Origin of the sequence: Pseudomonas sp. HPB0071, from assembly GCF_000478505.2 — a bacterium.
GTDB lineage: Bacteria > Pseudomonadota > Gammaproteobacteria > Pseudomonadales > Pseudomonadaceae > Chryseomonas > Chryseomonas luteola.
In genome coordinates this window covers 3,235,045-3,250,855 of the sequence record NZ_KI517367.1, presented here as the reverse complement: position 1 = coordinate 3,250,855, position 15,811 = coordinate 3,235,045, and the positions used below count along the sequence as shown (strand labels likewise).

Below are 15,811 nucleotides of genomic sequence, written 5' to 3'. Positions count from 1 at the left end.
GCTTCCTCATGATTCAAGCGGGGCTGACATCCTGGCTTGCCTTCCCAGTAGCAGCACTCGCCAATCCCCCTTCGCCCGAATCATTGCTATCACTACGTAAGGCAGCGTAAACAAGGCGCCCGCCATGAGTGCCAGCAAGCCCCATAGCAGACCAACCTGCCAGGAGCGGGCTCGATAGAGAAGCCAGAGGGCAATCAGAAAAACGTTCAGGCTCAGGTCTGAGTGGAACTGCGCTCGCCACGGATGAGCAAAGTCGCCTACAAAGGTGTACAGGCCCGTCACTAAGCCCATCTCGACAGTACCGCGAAGCGTAATGGCGACCAGCACTAGCCATCCCACCCCAAGCAGCAGCGTTAGCGCCGTTACCTTCCGCATGTCATCCCTCAAAAAATACATACCTGCTGTAAGGATTGTAGGCAGAAGACATGAGTTTGCCCGTGCGCTGCCACTGAGCAACGCACAGGAAAATGGTATGAATGCGCTTAGATATCGCTTTGTGCCAGTGCGGACTTGGTATTCGAGTTGATTGCCTGGTATTTCTTGACCGTACCGTCTTCATCGATCAGGACGCGCAGGCCCTTGGATTGTTCAGAGGCAGCGAGAAAGCCTGAATTGAAATAGGACCAGTACAGCATCTCATAGCCCGACTTGCGGATTTTGGATTGAGGCTCGCCAAACATGGCGATGAGCTGTGAGCGGGTCGTCTGGCCCTCGACGATCTGCCCTACCTGTTGCTCGTCAATGTTGCGCCCGCTCATGACGCAGCCGGTTGTCAGTAACGTGATCAGACTTACTACTACTAAACCACGCATGGTCTCCATCCCCCGTTATACAGATGACTTTCTTGTTATGTTTTGTCCATCCTATCTATCCCATATGACAGTTCGGTTGGCTAGATAGCTTCATCAAATTTATTTGTGCAGAACGGGCGGGCCAGTAGAGGGGATCAGAGGTATCCAGGCAGGTGCCTGAGTCATCTATTCAGGCACCTGCTGCTATCAGGTAGCGCTCTACTCTTGAACGTTGCTCTTGTTCATGCGGCGCAGAATGCCTTCGGGCACGCCTTCTTTAACATCAGGCTGGGAAGCGTAGTCTTCTGAAACGGGCTCCAGATCGTGGTCGTGCAGCCAGATAAGGGCATATTGGCTGACCTGAGTAGCCTCATAGGCTTCCCAGGCTTTCTGGGCCTTGGGGAAATTCTTGAGTTCATAGTCAAAGGTGCGCAGCGGCTTGCGGTCGGTCAAGGCGCGGGAGAGCACCGGATGTGCATGGGGGTCATGAAGATCGAACAAAAAGGCTTCGCGCATGGCTACGCGCTCGGCGATACCCAGTGGTTCGATGGGCACGTAGCGGTCTTTCTGGGTTTCGATGGCGTGCAGTTCTTCGGCTTCAAAGTCATCCTCGGTCAGATTCAGGAGCTTGCCGGTTTCCAGATCGAGTACGTGGTCGTGTCGGGCCTCACTGGTGAGGACTGATCTGAGCGCTTCGAGGTTTATCGTGATCGGTCGCATGGCTGCACTGACTTACTGTGGCTTATCGATACAGGTATGACCCAGGGATGGCCCGAGGGTGCCCAACATAGGACAAGCAGATACCGCGGAAGCGAAAAGCCGCAGCGGTAGCTGCGGCTTTTCACGGTTACGGCGCGAGGTATTTCTCGGTAAGGCGCACCTGTGCCTTGAGTGGGCGCTCCAGGGCGTTGGCGCCTGCGCTGACGCGGTAGTTACCGCTACAAGTATCCAGGCGAGACGCTGGCATATACCGGACGACAGGGAGGCGTTGATCATGCTGCTCGGTATGGTAATTCCAGGCGCCCAGCGCCGCGCCGCTCCAGGTCAGCCCCTCATCTACCTCAGAGGAACTGGACGGGCTTATCGACCATGCCGTGCAGCTCTTCTTGCACGGCACCAAGGTCAGGCCCGCCTGACCCGTGAAGCAGGTTGGGCGTTTTGCCCATAAGGCATGACATTGTTACGGCCAGCGCCCTTGGCTTTATACAGTGCCTGATCCGCACACTTGATGACCTCTTCAGGGGTGCGCGCTGCCACGCCCCGCTCTGCGACGCCCATGCTGACTGTGATAAAGACAGTCTTGGCCTCACCGGAGCCACGTTGCTCCCTGCCCCGCTCGTCATCCTGGGGGCGGCTCTGCTTGTCCCGGATACGCAAAGGGTACTCTTCGATGCTACGCCGCACAGCTTCCAGATGCGGCAGGCATTCTTCCAGCGTCTTGCCTGGAAAAAGCAGCGTAAACTCCTCGCCGCCATACCGATACGCACTGCCGCCACCGCCGACCTTGCGCATCTTGCTAGCGACCAGCTTGAGTACCTGATCGCCGACGTCATGGCCGTGGGTGTCGTTGAATTTCTTGAAGTGATCCACGTCCGCCATGGCAATGACGTACTGGTTACCCAGGCGACTCAAGCGCTCATTGAGCGCACGGCGCCCCGGAATACCGGTCAACTCGTCTCGGAAGGCCATGTAGAAGGTTTCATGAATGACCGAGCCGATAATGATGAGCTGAACAAAGCTGATCATTACATCCAGAATCTGGGGCTCGATAAAGACCTTGGACCACATCCACATCAGACAGCCAATAGCCACAATAGGCGCCGCCGTCTGCGGCCTTGGCAAGAGAACATATCGCGTGATGACAAGCCCCAACCCCACGATAAAAGTGAAGTAGGCCAGCTGCGCCAGCTTCATCCAGTCGCCGTGCAGCATGGGCCAATAGATGGTATCGACCGCGTGCAGCATCGCCTCGGGATAGACACGGCCCAGTGCTAGCGGGACGACTGTTGCCACAATCAGTAGCGTCAGCCGGGCAATGCTGTCCTGCAGCAGATGCGCCTTGACCTGCCAAACGCAATAGATGCCAATCAGCAGTGGAGTCATGACTGTGGCAAGGTGAAAGACTAAGGGCGTTTCAGGGTTGAGCGTATGGGTCTGCTGATAATGGCTGACCTGAAGCGACAATGAAAAATGTGCAATGTAAAGCGTGACCAGGGAAAACAGTTGGCTCTGCCGCTGATAGACCACACAAAAGGCTCCTCCCAACAACACCAGAAGCGTTGGGAGTACGCTGAACAGCGATGCCATGAAAGCCGTGCCCGGCCAATACAGGCTAAGCAGCCACGCCACCATTGCCAGAAACAAGGGCGGCGCAAAATGAATCGGGCTTTGAGAGAAGCGGTTCCGCACAAGAAAATCCTGATAACTACGTTCACCGCCACGCGATGAAACAAATCGGATAATGAATGGTTACTGGCCTACCCTGGCAGCCTGACCTGCACGATCCTGTCTGCACCTTGCACAGCCAACAGCTGCTTCATCACGCGGAGCGATGGCCATTCGATATCAAGCATGCGTGCGGAGCATACACCTTGACGCCAATAATCTGTAATCGTCTTTATTGTAACGGCCGTCTCGCTGAGAACCTTAACGTTAAATTGAATCCCCATTAAGAAAACACGTTAATCGATTGATTTATCATGAAAACTTACTAATCAAATCAATCAATACCGTTCATGAACTGTTGCTTTCAATATCAAATCGGCAGCACTCAGAGGCCTACCAGCGGCCTGATCCGACAGAAGGATAAACACGGAAAGGTTAGTGGCCATGTGTTGCAAAGCGTGCAGCGCAGCGAGTCTCTTCTGCCTTGAGTAAACCGCTGTGCTCATGTGCCGCGACCCGATTGATGTCATTCAAGCTGCCTTGGTACGGATACCCTGTAAACCGCAGTAAACACACCTCACTGCTTCATAAAGAGCACAGCCCGTCACCTCAATTGATTCAAGTCAATCGCGAGCGAATTAGTCCGCTGCCTAGACAAGGGCCACCGGCATCACCTGCTAGGCTACATCGGACATACCCTTGCGAGGCTCCAGCCATCGTAACGTCAGCTCTGATGGGCCTGGACTCGTAACCTGCTCCTTTCCATCTGGAGGTAACTCGCAAGCCCTGCTGCTTATCAGCCGCTTTGGCGCCTCCTTTATTAATGGATAAGACGTGTCTTTAAGCAGTAGCCATGATCTTGATTACGTTTTTCCGCCTCGCCCTATGGCATAACGCCTTTCAAAGAGCGTGGCCTCGTTATGTTTACTGAGCGCTTCATGAAATCGGATCTTTCCGCAAATGATGATCTACTCGAACACCCCACAGCGCAGCAGGTGATGCTTAAGCGGCTGGCCCGTATCGAAGGCCAGATTCGGGGCCTTCAGGCCATGATCCGACGCGGAGAGCGCTTCGAGTCGGTGGCCCAGCAGTTTTCTGCCTCACGCAGTGCGTTGGAAAAAGCGTATCGCCTGATGCTGACAGCATTGATTGAAGAGGCCATGAGCGATCCCGATCAGGACAGTGCCGAGGCGCTGGCCAAGGTTCGCGAGGTTTTCATCCGCTACACCTGACCCCTGCGGCAAACTGCCATCCCTTGAGGGATGCTTCTACTCTGATTTCATTGCGCCAGATCAATAGATAGCACCCTGCCATCGTCTCTAATGCCGATACTCCACGGAGTATCGACTATGAACTCGCCCTTCAGCTTTCTTAAACACCGCTTGGCCAAGGAGATCGCCGTGATTCTCCTGATCAAGCTGACCCTGCTCATGGGCATCAAGGCCCTCTGGTTCGACGCGCCCACCGTTCCCAAGGACGGCACCGTGGAAATGAGCCAACGCCTTTTGGGTGCCACTCCCGCTTCGCTTAAAATTGAGGAGACACCGAGATGATCTCGGAACAAGTCGTCGACCTGTCGCGTCTGCAGTTTGCCATGACGGCGATGTATCACTTTATCTTCATTCCCCTGACGCTGGGCATGGCCTTCCTGCTGGCCATCATGGAAACGGTTTACGTCATGACCGGCCAGCAGGTCTACAAGGATATGACCAAGTTCTGGGGCAAGCTCTTCGGGATCAATTTCGCCCTGGGGGTCACTACCGGCCTGACGATGGAATTTCAGTTCGGCACCAACTGGGCGTACTACTCCCACTATGTGGGCGATATTTTCGGTGCACCGCTGGCGATCGAAGGCCTTATGGCATTCTTCCTCGAATCGACCTTTATCGGCCTGTTCTTCTTTGGCTGGGAGCGGCTGTCCAGGAAGCAGCACCTGGCGGTAACCTGGCTGGTGGCCCTGGGCTCCAACCTCTCGGCCTTATGGATTCTGATCGCCAACGGCTGGATGCAGAACCCGGTGGGCGCCGAGTTCAATTTCGAGACCATGCGCATGGAGCTGACCGACTTTGGCGCCCTGCTGCTGAACCCGGTCGCGCAGGTCAAGTTCGTGCACACCGTGGCGGCAGGCTATGTGACCGGCTCGGTATTCGTGCTGGCCATCTCCAGTTACTACCTGCTGAAGAAGCGTGACGTAGGCTTTGCCCGCCGCTCCTTTGCAATCGCCTCTGCCTTCGGCCTGGCCTCGGTGCTGTCTGTGATTGTGCTGGGGGACGAGTCCGGCTACGAAGTGGGTGACGTGCAGAAAGCCAAGCTGGCCGCCATCGAAGCCGAATGGCATACCGAAGAAGCTCCGGCCTCCTTCACCCTGTTCGGCTTCCCGAATCAGGAAACCATGCGCACCGACTATGCGGTGAAGATTCCCTATGTCATGGGCATTATCGCCACCCGCTCGCTGGACAAGCAGGTAACCGGTATTCATGAGCTGATCGACCAGCATGAAGACCGCATCCGTAACGGGATGGTGGCCTATAGTCTGCTGGAAAAACTGCGTGGCGGTGAGAAGACCCCTGAAAACATCGCTGCCTTCAACGATGTGAAAAAAGACCTCGGTTACGGCCTGCTGCTGAAGAAATACACCCCTGATGTGGTATCGGCTACCGATGCCCAGATCAAGGAAGCGGCCAAGAGCACCATCCCGCACGTATCTGGCATCTTCTGGAGCTTCCGCATCATGGTCGCCTCGGGTTTCCTGATGCTGGTCCTGTTCGCCTGCGCCTTCTACGCTGTGGCACGCCGCAACGAGGCCACCAAGACCTGGCTGCTCAAGTTTGCCCTGTTCAGCCTGCCGCTGCCCTGGATTGCCGGCCAGACGGGCTGGTTTGTCGCCGAGAACGGTCGTCAGCCCTGGTCCATTGGCGAACTGCTCCCTACTCACCTGTCGGCTTCCAGCGTCTCTACAGGTGATGTCTGGGGCTCGCTGATCGCCTTGATCGTCTTCTACAGCGGCCTGCTGGTGATCGAAATGTACCTGATGATCCGCTTCGCTCGCCTCGGTCCGTCCAGCCTGCACACCGGTCGCTACCACTTTGAGAAAGGCGCAAAGACCGAACTGCCGCAGGCGCCGGAAGCGGCTGCGACTCCAACCATCATTGCCTGAGAACACCCTTATGTTTGATTACGAGAGTCTTAAACTGATCTGGTGGGTGCTGGTGGGGGTATTGCTCATTGGCTTTGCCCTGACCGATGGCTTCGACCTGGGTGCGGCGATTCTGATGCCCATCGTTGGCCGTACCGACAACGAGCGGCGCGTGGTAATCAACACCATTGCGCCCCACTGGGACGGCAACCAGGTGTGGCTGATCACCGCAGGCGGTGCGATGTTCGCCGCCTGGCCGATGGTCTATGCCGCCGCGTTTTCAGGCTTCTACTGGGCCATGCTGGTAGTGCTGTTTGCACTTTTTGTACGCCCGGTGGGATTCGACTACCGCAGCAAGCTGGAAAATACCCAATGGCGTCAGGCCTGGGATTGGGGGCTGTTCGCCGGTGCAGTCGTGCCCTCGGTCGTGTTTGGCGTGGCCTTTGGCAACCTTCTGCAAGGCGTACCGCTGGAACTGGACAACACGTTGCGTGCCTCTTATCACGGTAGCTTCTGGCAACTGCTGAACCCCTTCGGCCTGCTGGCCGGTATCGTCAGCTTTACTATGCTGGCCCTGCATGGCGGTACCTGGCTGATGATGCGTACCGAAGGTGCCATCAGCCAACGCGCCCGCCGCGCCTCGCAGATTCTGGCGCTGGCGTTCCTTGCTACCTTTATCGGGGCGGGTGTCTGGCTGTGGATGGGTGGCATCAACGGTTTCGCCCTGCTGTCCAGCTTTGACGCCAACGCCGCACTGAATCCGCTAGCCAAGGAAGTCGCCCAGACCAACGTCGGCTGGATGACCAATTACGCTCAATATCCGATGACCAAGCTGGCCCCGGTCATCGGTATCGTGGGTGGGCTGATGGCCCTGCTCTCCTCGACTTCCGGCCGCAGTTGGGTAGCCTTCCTCGGCTCCAGCCTGGCCATTGTGGGTACGTTGTGCACCGCAGGCTTTGCACTGTTCCCCTTCATCATGCCGTCGAGCTTTGATCCCGCGGCGAGCCTGACCATGTGGGATGCCGTCTCCAGTCACAAGACTCTGGGGATCATGCTGGTAGCAGCCTGCATCTTTGTCCCGATCATCCTGACCTATACCCTGTGGGGTTACGTGAAGATGTGGGGCAAGGTGACTACCGCGCATATCAACGACAACCCCCACGGCCTTTATTGATTCATTCGTCTAGTCGTTCGGCCGACCCTGAGGAGGCTCAGAACAGTCCCAGGGATCGGTCGGACAGGTCCTAAATATCTTCAGGAGTCATCATCATGTGGTATTTCACCTGGGTTCTCGGTATCGCTCTGGCGTGCGGCTTCGGCATCATGAATGCATTGTGGCTCGAAGCGACTGAAAATCTCGACGAGGAGATCCAGCCGTGATCACCCACGCCCGCCCGGTGCTGCTGCGAGGAGGGTTCAGGGTACTCTCCCTGCTCCTCGCCTCGCCACTGTGCCTGTTGCTGCTCATCTATCCCACTGCGTTTCTGAATGCCGAAGGCCACTACAGCCATAGCATGCTTATGCTGGTGATGTGGGGCGTGGCGGGCGGCTTTGTGCACGGCGTAGGGTTCGACCCTCGGGCGAAAGTCTGGAAGTGGGCCTTTGGCCCTTTGTTAGCCTGGACGCTGATGGCGCTGGGCTACGCCCTGCTGATACAGGCCCGAATGGGTTGACGTATGAGATGCCAGCCTGACTAAAGGCTGGCATCCTGTGGTCAGGTGGTCATAAGCGAGTCGGTTGGATGCCGTGATGCAATTTTCAACCGCTCTGCTGGATACCTTACTGATTCGGTTCTTGCGCTCCAGTTGAGTATCGTGTTGCTCAACCCATCCTAATTGCCCTCTCCGTTACTCCGCTCAGCAGGTTGGGTGCAGCCCAGCGATACCCAACAGCTGTCCTGGACGGGTAATGCTTAATGCCTATTCAGGCGGCAGAGCGGTCGAGTTCATCTCTCAGGGTTTGCGCCAGGGTCTTCAAATCGTAGGGTTTGGAAAGGACCTTGAAACCATAATCCTTTACCGCGTGCTCGGTATAACCGGTGGCTAATACAATCGGCAAACCTGGATCGCGCTCGCGTAGCGCCAACGCCAGTCCGACGCCGTCCAGACGGCCAGGCATAATGATGTCGGAAAAGATGATGTTGGGTCGTACGCTGGGCGAGCCGGACAGCATCGTTTCGTACCGCTGCAAGGCCTCGTCGGCATTGGCGGCTGTGGTTACCTCAAACCCCAACTCCTCCAGCATCGGTCCGACCACCTCCCTCACCTGCTCGTCATCATCCACCAGCAACACCCGGGCAGACGCAACAGGCAACGCGCTGTCGGAAGCGGCCTCCTGGTGCTCGATCAATACGGCCTCCCCCAGGGGCAGCATGATTGTAAGGGTCGTGCCTACGCCTACAGCGCTTTCGATCAGCACCGTCCCCCGCGCTTGCCTGGCAAACCCATAGACTTGGGCAAGCCCAAGCCCGGTGCCTTGCCCCACCTCCTTGGTCGTGAAGAACGGCTCCATGGCCCTGGCCTGCACATCTTCACTCATGCCATGGCCATTATCCTTCACGCACAACGCCACGTATTCTCCCCCTGCCAATCCCTCTACTTCACCGGTCTGGATTACCTTACGCACCAGCGAGACGGTGATTTCGCCGCCATCAGGCATGGCATCGCGGGAGTTGAATACCATGTTCAAGACGGCCAGCTCGCATTGAAGCGGATCGAGGAATACCGACCAGGACTGGTCCGGTATTTCCAGCGTGAGCCTTATACGGCTGGGCAAGGCGCCATCCAACAGATCGCCCATACCCATCAGGACCGTACGCAGGTCCACTGTACGAGCCTCATCAACCCGGCTGCGACTGAACGCCATGAGCTGGCGAGTCAACTTGGTGCCCCGCTCGACAGACCGGCTACAGGCTTCGATCGCTTTTTGGGCGCGGGGCGTCGTGGCTGACTTCTCAGCCAGTGCCAACCCCATAGTTAGCGTTTGCAGCAGGTTATTGAAGTCGTGAGCAATACCGCCGGTGAGGCGCCCCAGAGATTCCAGTTTCTGCCCTTGCAGCAACGCCTTCTGCGAGCGCTCGGCCTGAGCAACCGCCTCATCCACCCGCTGGTTCATCTTGGCGTTGGCGCTCTGTATTTCCTCGCTGGCCTTTGCCAGTACGCTAGCAGTGCGGTCCGTTTCAACCATGCCTGTTGCAATGGGCTTGATCGCCTCGCCTCGGCCCAGCGCCTGGGCCGTTTGATCCAGCAGACGAAGCGGCTGCGCGATTCTGCGCCCCATCCAGAAGGCTAGAAGAATGGCGCACCCCAACAGAATCAGTGATCCTACGATGACGGCAATCGAGGCATGAATAGCCGTACGCTGAATTTCCGCGCGTGGGAGGCCAATAACCACTGACCACCCCGACAAGGGTGCCTTGCTGAAGAAGGAGCGCATGGGCATGCCTTCCAGCGAGACCGAATCGAGAAACCCTTCACTATCGACCATCAGCCGATCCATCAAAGGGCCTGAAGCCTGTCTTCCTACAAAGTCCTGCGGACGGCTACTTCTGGTTACGACTTGAGCCCTGGAATCCATGATGACGCCCAGCCAAGACTGGGGCAGCTGCTGCTCTTTAAGCACCGTATCCATTTGCGAGGCAAACGAGCCCATTGCAATAAAGTAGGCGACCTGCCCATCACGAAAAACAGGCCGCCGGACCGCAAAGCTGTACTCTTTCCCCACAGGCGCGACATACAGTCCGCTCACCAGTAACGGCTTGTTGAAGTCGGTAGCATTGATTTCAGCGTTAATGCTATGGGGAAGGTCTGCACCAAAAGGTCTACGGGTATTTATCAGCTGCTGGCCGTCCAGGTCGAATAGGATGATGGAGTTTTCCCAGGTCTGGGTAATCCGTCGCGCATGCCTGTAGAAGGCCTCAAGGTCGTTGCGCTCAAGGGAAGGCGAAATGGCCAGAGTCGAGATAATGGCATCACGCCTGAGCAGGTCACGGTCAACGGCCAGCGAAAGCGCCCGGGTGGTGGCCCGCATGCTCTCTTCCACCTTGCTTCGCTGATCCTGGTAGACGTAGTAGATGGCGAATGTAGAAGCCAACAGTGTCGGAGCCAAGATGGCTATTACCAGCGTAATAAGCTTGGCGCGGATCGACATACTGCTGCGACCTTATTCAAAGGTGAATATGCTTGAAATTCTAGGCCCCTTTAGGGAGTTTGACTATTACTAGCCAAGGGCCTTCTAGCGCCTCCTGTATCAGGATGCACCGCCCGCCGCCCTGCTGCGCCTTTCCTAAAAAATGAACTCTTATGCCAGGCGGTGTTGTCGACTGGACAGTACTAGCAGCCAGGCATTTCTTCATGTGTGGACGATTTGCACAATACCGGACCGCCATAGACTATATCGAGGCGCTCAAGACATCGGTCGACTTTGCAGGCGGACTCGACCCCATACCCATTGGCCGTTACAACGTGGCACCTGGCACCCGGGTGCAATTGCTGCATGAAGAGACCGAAGGCATCCGCTTCGATCCAGTGCCGTGGGGATACGCACCCTTTTGGGCACGTGATCCAGAGTCACACAAGCCAAAGCGGCCTCCTGTCATCAATGCCCGTGTAGAAACAGCGGCCACCAGTAAAATGTTTCGCAGCCTGTGGAAGCATGGAAAATCACTGGTAGCAGCGGACGGCTGGTATGAATGGAAAAAGGATGCCGATGACCCCAAACGCAAGCAGCCTTACTTCATCAAGCTGAAGTCAGACGAGCCGATGTTCTTTGCCGCCATTGGACAGTTTCATCGGACCGACCAACACGAACATGAAGATGATGGTTTCGTCATCATCACGGCGGCTGCCGATGAAGGCATGATCGATATTCATGATCGACGTCCGCTGGTATTGACGCCCGAAGCGGCCCGGGAATGGATCGAGCCAGACCTCTCACCCGAGCGCGCCGAGGAAATCGCCCAGGACGGCGCGATTTCTGTCGACCAGTTCGAATGGTATCCGGTGAACAAGGCTGTCGGCAGTGTTCATAACGACAGCCCTGCCCTGCTTGAGCGAGAACCCAAACCGTTGGTGTGAGCCAATCAGAAGCCCGACAGCGCCGGGCTTTCGTATTCAGAAGATGTCGAGTGGGTAATCCGCGATCAAGCGGAACTCGTTAACCGACCCGCCCGTCGAGGCAGCGCCACGGTGCCATGCCTGACGAACGCGCAGGGACAGATCCTTTGCCGGCCCCTCCTGAACGACATACTTGGCCTCCAGGTTGGTTTCACGCTCTTTGTCATTATGATCGTAGGCATAACCTGTTACCGCACCCGCCTCGTCTCGGGATACGTAGGCACCGCCAGCATCCGCATGAGTACCGTCGATATCATAGCCATAGATGTAGCGGGCCATGAAGCTCAGACCTGGCACGCCATAGGACGTCATGTCCAGGTCGTAACGCGCCTGCCAGGACTTTTCATTCGGTGCGTTGAAGTCAGACCACTGGATCGAGTTGGCCAGGAAGATCGAATCACCGCCACCGCCTGCGCCATTGTTGCCGAAGCCTACGTAATCAAAGGGCGTATCGCCGTGAATGCGCTGGTGCGCCAGCGTAAAGGTATGCGCGCCTAGGTTATAGGCCGCTGCCAGAGACCAGGCCGTGTTACTGATGGAGCCCGCCTCGGCGCGCCCCTCATCATTGGTACGGTAGATGTTGAAGTCGAAGGTTAGCGACTGATCATCCTGCAGGGGCAGCGCATAGTTGACGTTACCGTAGTATTGACGCCAGAGGTCCTGGAATTCCGAGCCATACAGCGAGACACTGAGGTTGTCATTAACCTGATAGGCGCCGCCTAGGTAGTCGACCTTGCGGGTTTCGACGCCGGCATAGGTCGCCCACAATCCGCCATCGGTGCTGGTAGAGGTTGGTTCGGTACCCGCCGTGAAATGCCCCAGGTCCAGGGTCAGACCATCGATTTCCTTGCTAATGATGTTCAGACCACGTGCAGTCTGCGGCAATAGTCGGCTGCCACCTGCCGCAAACACCGGGGCCGTCGGCTGCATTTCGCCATACTTCAGAATAGTGTTGGAGATTCGTAGCTTTACCGCGCCGCCAGCCTTTGAATATTCATCCTGCGTTTCGCCGCTCGAGTTGACCTGGACATTGCCGCTGCCAGCATGGCCATTACCGCCATCGAGTTTAAGCGCAAGATACCCGAAGGCATCTACTCCGAAGCCTACCGTTCCCTGGGTGAACCCCGATTCATAATTGGCGAGAAGACCATAGGACCAATCGCGAGGATCACGCTGGTTATGCGCGTTTTCGTGGTGGCCATCGCCTTTGACCTGGCGATTGAAGTACATGCTGCGATTCAGGAGCTGAAGATGGCTGTCTTCAATAAATCCATTGGAATCCGCTTGACCGGCGAAGGCCATTGTACTGCTGCAAGCCATTAACGAGAGGGTTAGCGTGCTCAGTCTGAAGGTCTTCATCAGGGGTGGCTCTCCTTAAAAATGGTGCACCGTAAAAATCGAGAGGTGCAAGATCTCATTGGCAGTCGAGATTCAATTCATTTGTCGTTTGTCTTTATGGTACGCATCGCTTTCCACGGCTCGGCAATTCAGCCAAAAGCCCAGTGCAGACGACGCGCTGCCCGCTCAGTGTGCCATTAAATTGCTTAGCAAACTAACCTTATAGGCACACCGGTGCTGGCCGAGATGCGCTGTCTTAGCAGAGATAAACGGGACAGTTAAAGCCGAACCCGCTGAATGAACGGGTTGAATCCTCCTCACTACGCCCAAACGGTCACATTTTGCAAAAGCGAAACTGATGGGGCACAAACCAGCTGTCGACCAAGCGATTTTGTAAGCGCCAAAGCTTGCTGAAAGGCGGACCCACGTCCGTCTGGCGTTTCGAGCCAGAGCCTGCCCCTCTTGCTTTTCCAAAATAGTGATGCCAGACACCCATAACTGGAAATGCGCATGCTGACAAGCCTTGCCGTAAGGTAGCAATTACACATATGGTTACAAGTACGTGATTCAAAAGAGCCTGATATTTGTAACCAGATACGTCAGGGCCGATTATTCCAACATCGAGTGTGTACCCATGGCGAACAACTCTAAAGGCAAAGCCATCTTCCGGGTTGTCAGCGGCAACTTCCTGGAAATGTACGATTTCATGGTGTATGGCTTCTATGCCACCGCCATTGCCAAAACCTTCTTCCCCGGCGACAACCCCCTCGCCTCGCTCATGCTGTCCCTGGCAACTTTCGGAGCGGGCTTTCTAATGCGTCCTCTAGGCGCCATCTTTCTAGGGGCTTATATCGACCGTCATGGCCGTCGCAAGGGATTGGTCATCACATTGGCCCTGATGGCCACCGGAACCTTGCTGATTGCATTGGTGCCCGGCTATGCCACGCTGGGCGTGCTTGCGCCCATCCTCGTCTTGCTGGGCCGTCTTCTGCAGGGTTTCTCGGCGGGTGTCGAACTGGGTGGTGTATCCGTTTATCTGGCCGAGATTGCAACGCCCGGCCGCCGCGGCTTCTTTGTCAGCTGGCAGTCAGCCAGCCAACAGGTAGCAGTGGTCTTTGCCGGCCTGCTGGGCGTCATGCTCAATCGTTTGCTGTCTCCAGAAGACATGGGTGACTGGGGCTGGCGTATTCCCTTCCTGATTGGCTGCCTGATCGTACCCGTGCTGTTCATCATTCGCCGTTCGCTGGAGGAGTCGCCCGAGTTCCAGGCGCGCCACCACCGTCCGACTCTGGGCGAAGTAATCCGCTCCATTGGCAGCAACTTCGGTCTGATCATCGCCGGGATGGCCATGGTCTCGATGACCACAGCATCCTTCTACCTGATCACCGCCTATACCCCGACCTTTGGCAAGACCGAACTGCACCTGAGCGACATTGACAGTTTGCTGGTCACCATGTGCGTAGGAGTTTCGAACTTCATCTGGTTACCTGTGATGGGTTCGCTATCGGATCGGATCGGACGTCGCCCCTTGCTGATCGCAGCAACGGTTCTGGCTATCTTTACCGCCTACCCTGCGCTGATCTGGTTAACGAACGAGCCCTCGTTTACCCGCCTGCTGCTAGTCGAGCTGTGGCTGTCCTTCCTATATGGTAGTTATAACGGTGCGATGGTCGTGGCCCTGGCCGAGGTCATGCCGGCGGACGTACGAACTACAGGCTTTTCGTTGGCCTACAGCTTGGCCACCGCAACCTTTGGCGGCTTCACCCCGGTCATCTGTACCTGGCTGATCCATACCCTGGATAACCGTGCCGCACCGGGCATCTGGCTGACGTTGGCGGCCGTACTTGGCCTGACGGCTACGTTGGTTCTGTTCCGCCGCAAGGATCTGCAGGGCGCGGGTCAGCAGGCACTGAGCTCGCAGTAACTCTCCCTGGCAGGGCATGAAACGCCATACCGCTTCATGCCCTGCACGCGCTACCCTCCGCTTGTCTGCCGCTGAAATTCTTTGATTCAGTGTGTGCACCATCCCTTGAATCGCGGGTCGAAGGCCACATTAAAAGGCTGATTATTCAGCATCAATGACCCGACGCCACGATTCCATCATGCCAGCCCGCAAAATACTGCATGATGGACACTCAGGTTGAATCTGATGTCCATGAGGTACGCGTCTGGCGACCTCGCTCTTCTTACGAGGATAAGCAATGCCTGCATCTGTTATTGCCGAGCTTTTACAACAGCATGAACGCGAGTTGTTAGAGGAATGGATCACTGCGCAACGTTCAGCAGGTATTCGTACCGATCTGATTGATGAAGAAACGGTCAAGAGCAACTCCAGAGAAATGCTCAAGCTATTGACCGTTGCGGCTGCCGAAGGCCTGGATGATCTTCATCATGACCAATGGACCCCGGTCAAAGCCATGCTGGATCGTCTGTCTCGCAGCCAGAGCCGGCAGGGATTCTCACCGTCTGAAACGGCAACTTTTGTCTTCTCGCTGAAAGAGCCTCTTTTTGCACGGATTCAAGCGCAGTGCGCCAATCCCGTAGAAGTGGTATGGATTGCCAGCAAATTACTGGACAAGCTCGGCCTGTACTGTGTTGAAAGCCACATGGAAAGCCGGGAGGCGATTATTCGCGAACAGCAGGAAAGCATGCTGGAGCTGTCGACCCCTGTCGTTGAACTCTGGAAAGGCATCCTGGCCATCCCTCTGATCGGCTCGCTCGACAGCAACCGTACCCAGATCGTGATGGAAGCCCTGCTGGAAAAGATCGTCCAGACCGAGTCCGACCTTGCCATTATCGATATTACCGGCGTGCCTACTGTGGACACCATGGTCGCCCAGCATCTGCTCAAGACAGTAACTGCCGCCAAGCTGATGGGCGCCAAGTGCATCATCAGCGGTATTCGTCCGCAAATCGCCGCCACCATCGTCCATCTGGGCGTAGAGCTGGGTGACGTCGTGACCAAAGCCTCGCTGGCCGATGCATTCCAGATGGCTCTGAAAGAGCTCAACGTTCGTCTCGTTTCTGCTACGGCACGCTAAGGAGCC

General features: G+C 56.4%; 16 protein-coding genes. 9 read left to right on the top strand and 7 right to left on the bottom strand.

The window, feature by feature from the left end; translation table 11 throughout:
• Window positions 1-6: 6 nt before the first annotated feature.
• The 5 genes from HMPREF1487_RS15180 to HMPREF1487_RS15160 all read right to left on the bottom strand — a co-directional run bounded on the left by HMPREF1487_RS15180 (window position 7) and on the right by HMPREF1487_RS15160 (window position 3,143).
• Complete coding sequence (locus tag HMPREF1487_RS15180; protein WP_010797553.1) at window positions 7-375, bottom strand: DUF1475 family protein; 369 nt, start codon at window positions 373-375, stop codon at window positions 7-9.
• A 107-nt stretch (window positions 376-482) separates the two neighbouring features.
• A complete protein-coding gene (locus tag HMPREF1487_RS15175) occupies window positions 483-812 on the bottom strand; it encodes a hypothetical protein (RefSeq protein ID WP_010797552.1) in 330 nt (109 codons plus the stop codon).
• A 198-nt stretch (window positions 813-1,010) separates the two neighbouring features.
• Window positions 1,011-1,511, bottom strand: coding sequence for a UPF0158 family protein (locus HMPREF1487_RS15170; RefSeq protein ID WP_010797551.1), 501 nt, complete (start codon window positions 1,509-1,511; stop codon window positions 1,011-1,013).
• Between the two features lie 127 nt (window positions 1,512-1,638).
• Complete coding sequence (locus HMPREF1487_RS15165; RefSeq protein WP_125912921.1) at window positions 1,639-1,908, bottom strand: hypothetical protein; 270 nt, start codon at window positions 1,906-1,908, stop codon at window positions 1,639-1,641.
• Window positions 1,909-1,913: 5 nt separating this feature from the next.
• Window positions 1,914-3,143 carry a GGDEF domain-containing protein gene (locus tag HMPREF1487_RS15160; RefSeq protein WP_051370241.1) on the bottom strand — a complete coding sequence of 410 codons (1,230 nt, stop codon included), beginning with the start codon at window positions 3,141-3,143 and terminating at the stop codon, window positions 1,914-1,916.
• A gap of 971 nt (window positions 3,144-4,114) precedes the next feature.
• On the opposite strand from HMPREF1487_RS15160, the gene HMPREF1487_RS15145 reads away from it, so the two are divergent.
• The 6 genes from HMPREF1487_RS15145 to HMPREF1487_RS15120 all read left to right on the top strand — a co-directional run bounded on the left by HMPREF1487_RS15145 (window position 4,115) and on the right by HMPREF1487_RS15120 (window position 7,985).
• A complete protein-coding gene (locus HMPREF1487_RS15145; protein WP_051370240.1) occupies window positions 4,115-4,408 on the top strand; it encodes a metal-sensing transcriptional repressor in 294 nt (97 codons plus the stop codon).
• A gap of 117 nt (window positions 4,409-4,525) precedes the next feature.
• Window positions 4,526-4,729: a cytochrome oxidase putative small subunit CydP gene (cydP, locus tag HMPREF1487_RS15140; RefSeq protein ID WP_010797548.1), complete on the top strand. Its 204-nt coding sequence runs from the start codon at window positions 4,526-4,528 to the stop codon at window positions 4,727-4,729.
• Window positions 4,726-6,333 carry a cytochrome ubiquinol oxidase subunit I gene (locus HMPREF1487_RS15135; protein ID WP_010797547.1) on the top strand — a complete coding sequence of 536 codons (1,608 nt, stop codon included), beginning with the start codon at window positions 4,726-4,728 and terminating at the stop codon, window positions 6,331-6,333. The genes cydP and HMPREF1487_RS15135 overlap by 4 nt, the downstream gene beginning before the upstream one ends.
• Before the next feature lie 10 nt (window positions 6,334-6,343).
• Entirely contained in the window at window positions 6,344-7,486 is a 1,143-nt protein-coding gene (gene cydB, locus HMPREF1487_RS15130) for a cytochrome d ubiquinol oxidase subunit II (RefSeq protein WP_010797546.1), read from the top strand.
• 95 nt (window positions 7,487-7,581) lie between these two features.
• Window positions 7,582-7,692, top strand: a complete 111-nt coding sequence (gene cydX, locus HMPREF1487_RS26795) for a cytochrome bd-I oxidase subunit CydX (protein WP_010797545.1) — start codon at window positions 7,582-7,584, stop codon at window positions 7,690-7,692.
• On the top strand, window positions 7,689-7,985 hold the full coding sequence (locus tag HMPREF1487_RS15120; protein ID WP_010797544.1) for a cyd operon YbgE family protein: 297 nt from the start codon (window positions 7,689-7,691) through the stop codon (window positions 7,983-7,985). Before cydX ends, HMPREF1487_RS15120 begins: the two co-directional genes overlap by 4 nt.
• Window positions 7,986-8,235: 250 nt before the next feature.
• On the opposite strand, the gene HMPREF1487_RS15115 is transcribed toward HMPREF1487_RS15120, so the two are convergent.
• A complete protein-coding gene (locus tag HMPREF1487_RS15115; RefSeq protein WP_010797543.1) occupies window positions 8,236-10,461 on the bottom strand; it encodes a hybrid sensor histidine kinase/response regulator in 2,226 nt (741 codons plus the stop codon).
• 203 nt (window positions 10,462-10,664) lie between these two features.
• Here HMPREF1487_RS15115 and HMPREF1487_RS15110 point away from each other — a divergent pair, with 203 nt between their 5' ends.
• Complete coding sequence (locus tag HMPREF1487_RS15110; protein WP_010797542.1) at window positions 10,665-11,387, top strand: SOS response-associated peptidase family protein; 723 nt, start codon at window positions 10,665-10,667, stop codon at window positions 11,385-11,387.
• A 36-nt stretch (window positions 11,388-11,423) separates the two neighbouring features.
• On the opposite strand, the gene HMPREF1487_RS15105 is transcribed toward HMPREF1487_RS15110, so the two are convergent.
• Window positions 11,424-12,785, bottom strand: a complete 1,362-nt coding sequence (locus HMPREF1487_RS15105; RefSeq protein ID WP_010797541.1) for an OprD family porin — start codon at window positions 12,783-12,785, stop codon at window positions 11,424-11,426.
• 613 nt (window positions 12,786-13,398) lie between these two features.
• Between HMPREF1487_RS15105 and HMPREF1487_RS15100 the strand changes: the two genes are divergently transcribed.
• Both HMPREF1487_RS15100 and HMPREF1487_RS15095 read left to right on the top strand, forming a co-directional pair.
• Complete coding sequence (locus HMPREF1487_RS15100) at window positions 13,399-14,688, top strand: MFS transporter (protein ID WP_010797540.1); 1,290 nt, start codon at window positions 13,399-13,401, stop codon at window positions 14,686-14,688.
• 277 nt (window positions 14,689-14,965) lie between these two features.
• Window positions 14,966-15,805, top strand: coding sequence for an STAS domain-containing protein (locus HMPREF1487_RS15095; protein WP_010797539.1), 840 nt, complete (start codon window positions 14,966-14,968; stop codon window positions 15,803-15,805).
• Window positions 15,806-15,811 lie beyond the last annotated feature (6 nt).

Excerpts from the sequence above, each read along its gene's own strand:
- cydX (WP_010797545.1), top strand. The coding sequence starts at position 7,582 with ATGTGGTATTTCACCTGGGTTCTCGGTATCGCTCTGGCGTGCGGCTTC.
- HMPREF1487_RS15100 (WP_010797540.1), top strand. The coding sequence starts at position 13,399 with ATGGCGAACAACTCTAAAGGCAAAGCCATCTTCCGGGTTGTCAGCGGC.
- HMPREF1487_RS15175 (WP_010797552.1), bottom strand. The coding sequence starts at position 812 with ATGCGTGGTTTAGTAGTAGTAAGTCTGATCACGTTACTGACAACCGGC.
- HMPREF1487_RS15135 (WP_010797547.1), top strand. The coding sequence starts at position 4,726 with ATGATCTCGGAACAAGTCGTCGACCTGTCGCGTCTGCAGTTTGCCATG.
- HMPREF1487_RS15180 (WP_010797553.1), bottom strand. The coding sequence starts at position 375 with ATGCGGAAGGTAACGGCGCTAACGCTGCTGCTTGGGGTGGGATGGCTA.
- HMPREF1487_RS15145 (WP_051370240.1), top strand. The coding sequence starts at position 4,115 with ATGAAATCGGATCTTTCCGCAAATGATGATCTACTCGAACACCCCACA.
- HMPREF1487_RS15105 (WP_010797541.1), bottom strand. The coding sequence starts at position 12,785 with ATGAAGACCTTCAGACTGAGCACGCTAACCCTCTCGTTAATGGCTTGC.
- HMPREF1487_RS15160 (WP_051370241.1), bottom strand. The coding sequence starts at position 3,143 with ATGGTGGCGTGGCTGCTTAGCCTGTATTGGCCGGGCACGGCTTTCATG.
- HMPREF1487_RS15095 (WP_010797539.1), top strand. The coding sequence starts at position 14,966 with ATGCCTGCATCTGTTATTGCCGAGCTTTTACAACAGCATGAACGCGAG.
- HMPREF1487_RS15110 (WP_010797542.1), top strand. The coding sequence starts at position 10,665 with ATGTGTGGACGATTTGCACAATACCGGACCGCCATAGACTATATCGAG.
- cydB (WP_010797546.1), top strand. The coding sequence starts at position 6,344 with ATGTTTGATTACGAGAGTCTTAAACTGATCTGGTGGGTGCTGGTGGGG.
- HMPREF1487_RS15170 (WP_010797551.1), bottom strand. The coding sequence starts at position 1,511 with ATGCGACCGATCACGATAAACCTCGAAGCGCTCAGATCAGTCCTCACC.
- HMPREF1487_RS15115 (WP_010797543.1), bottom strand. The coding sequence starts at position 10,461 with ATGTCGATCCGCGCCAAGCTTATTACGCTGGTAATAGCCATCTTGGCT.
- cydP (WP_010797548.1), top strand. The coding sequence starts at position 4,526 with ATGAACTCGCCCTTCAGCTTTCTTAAACACCGCTTGGCCAAGGAGATC.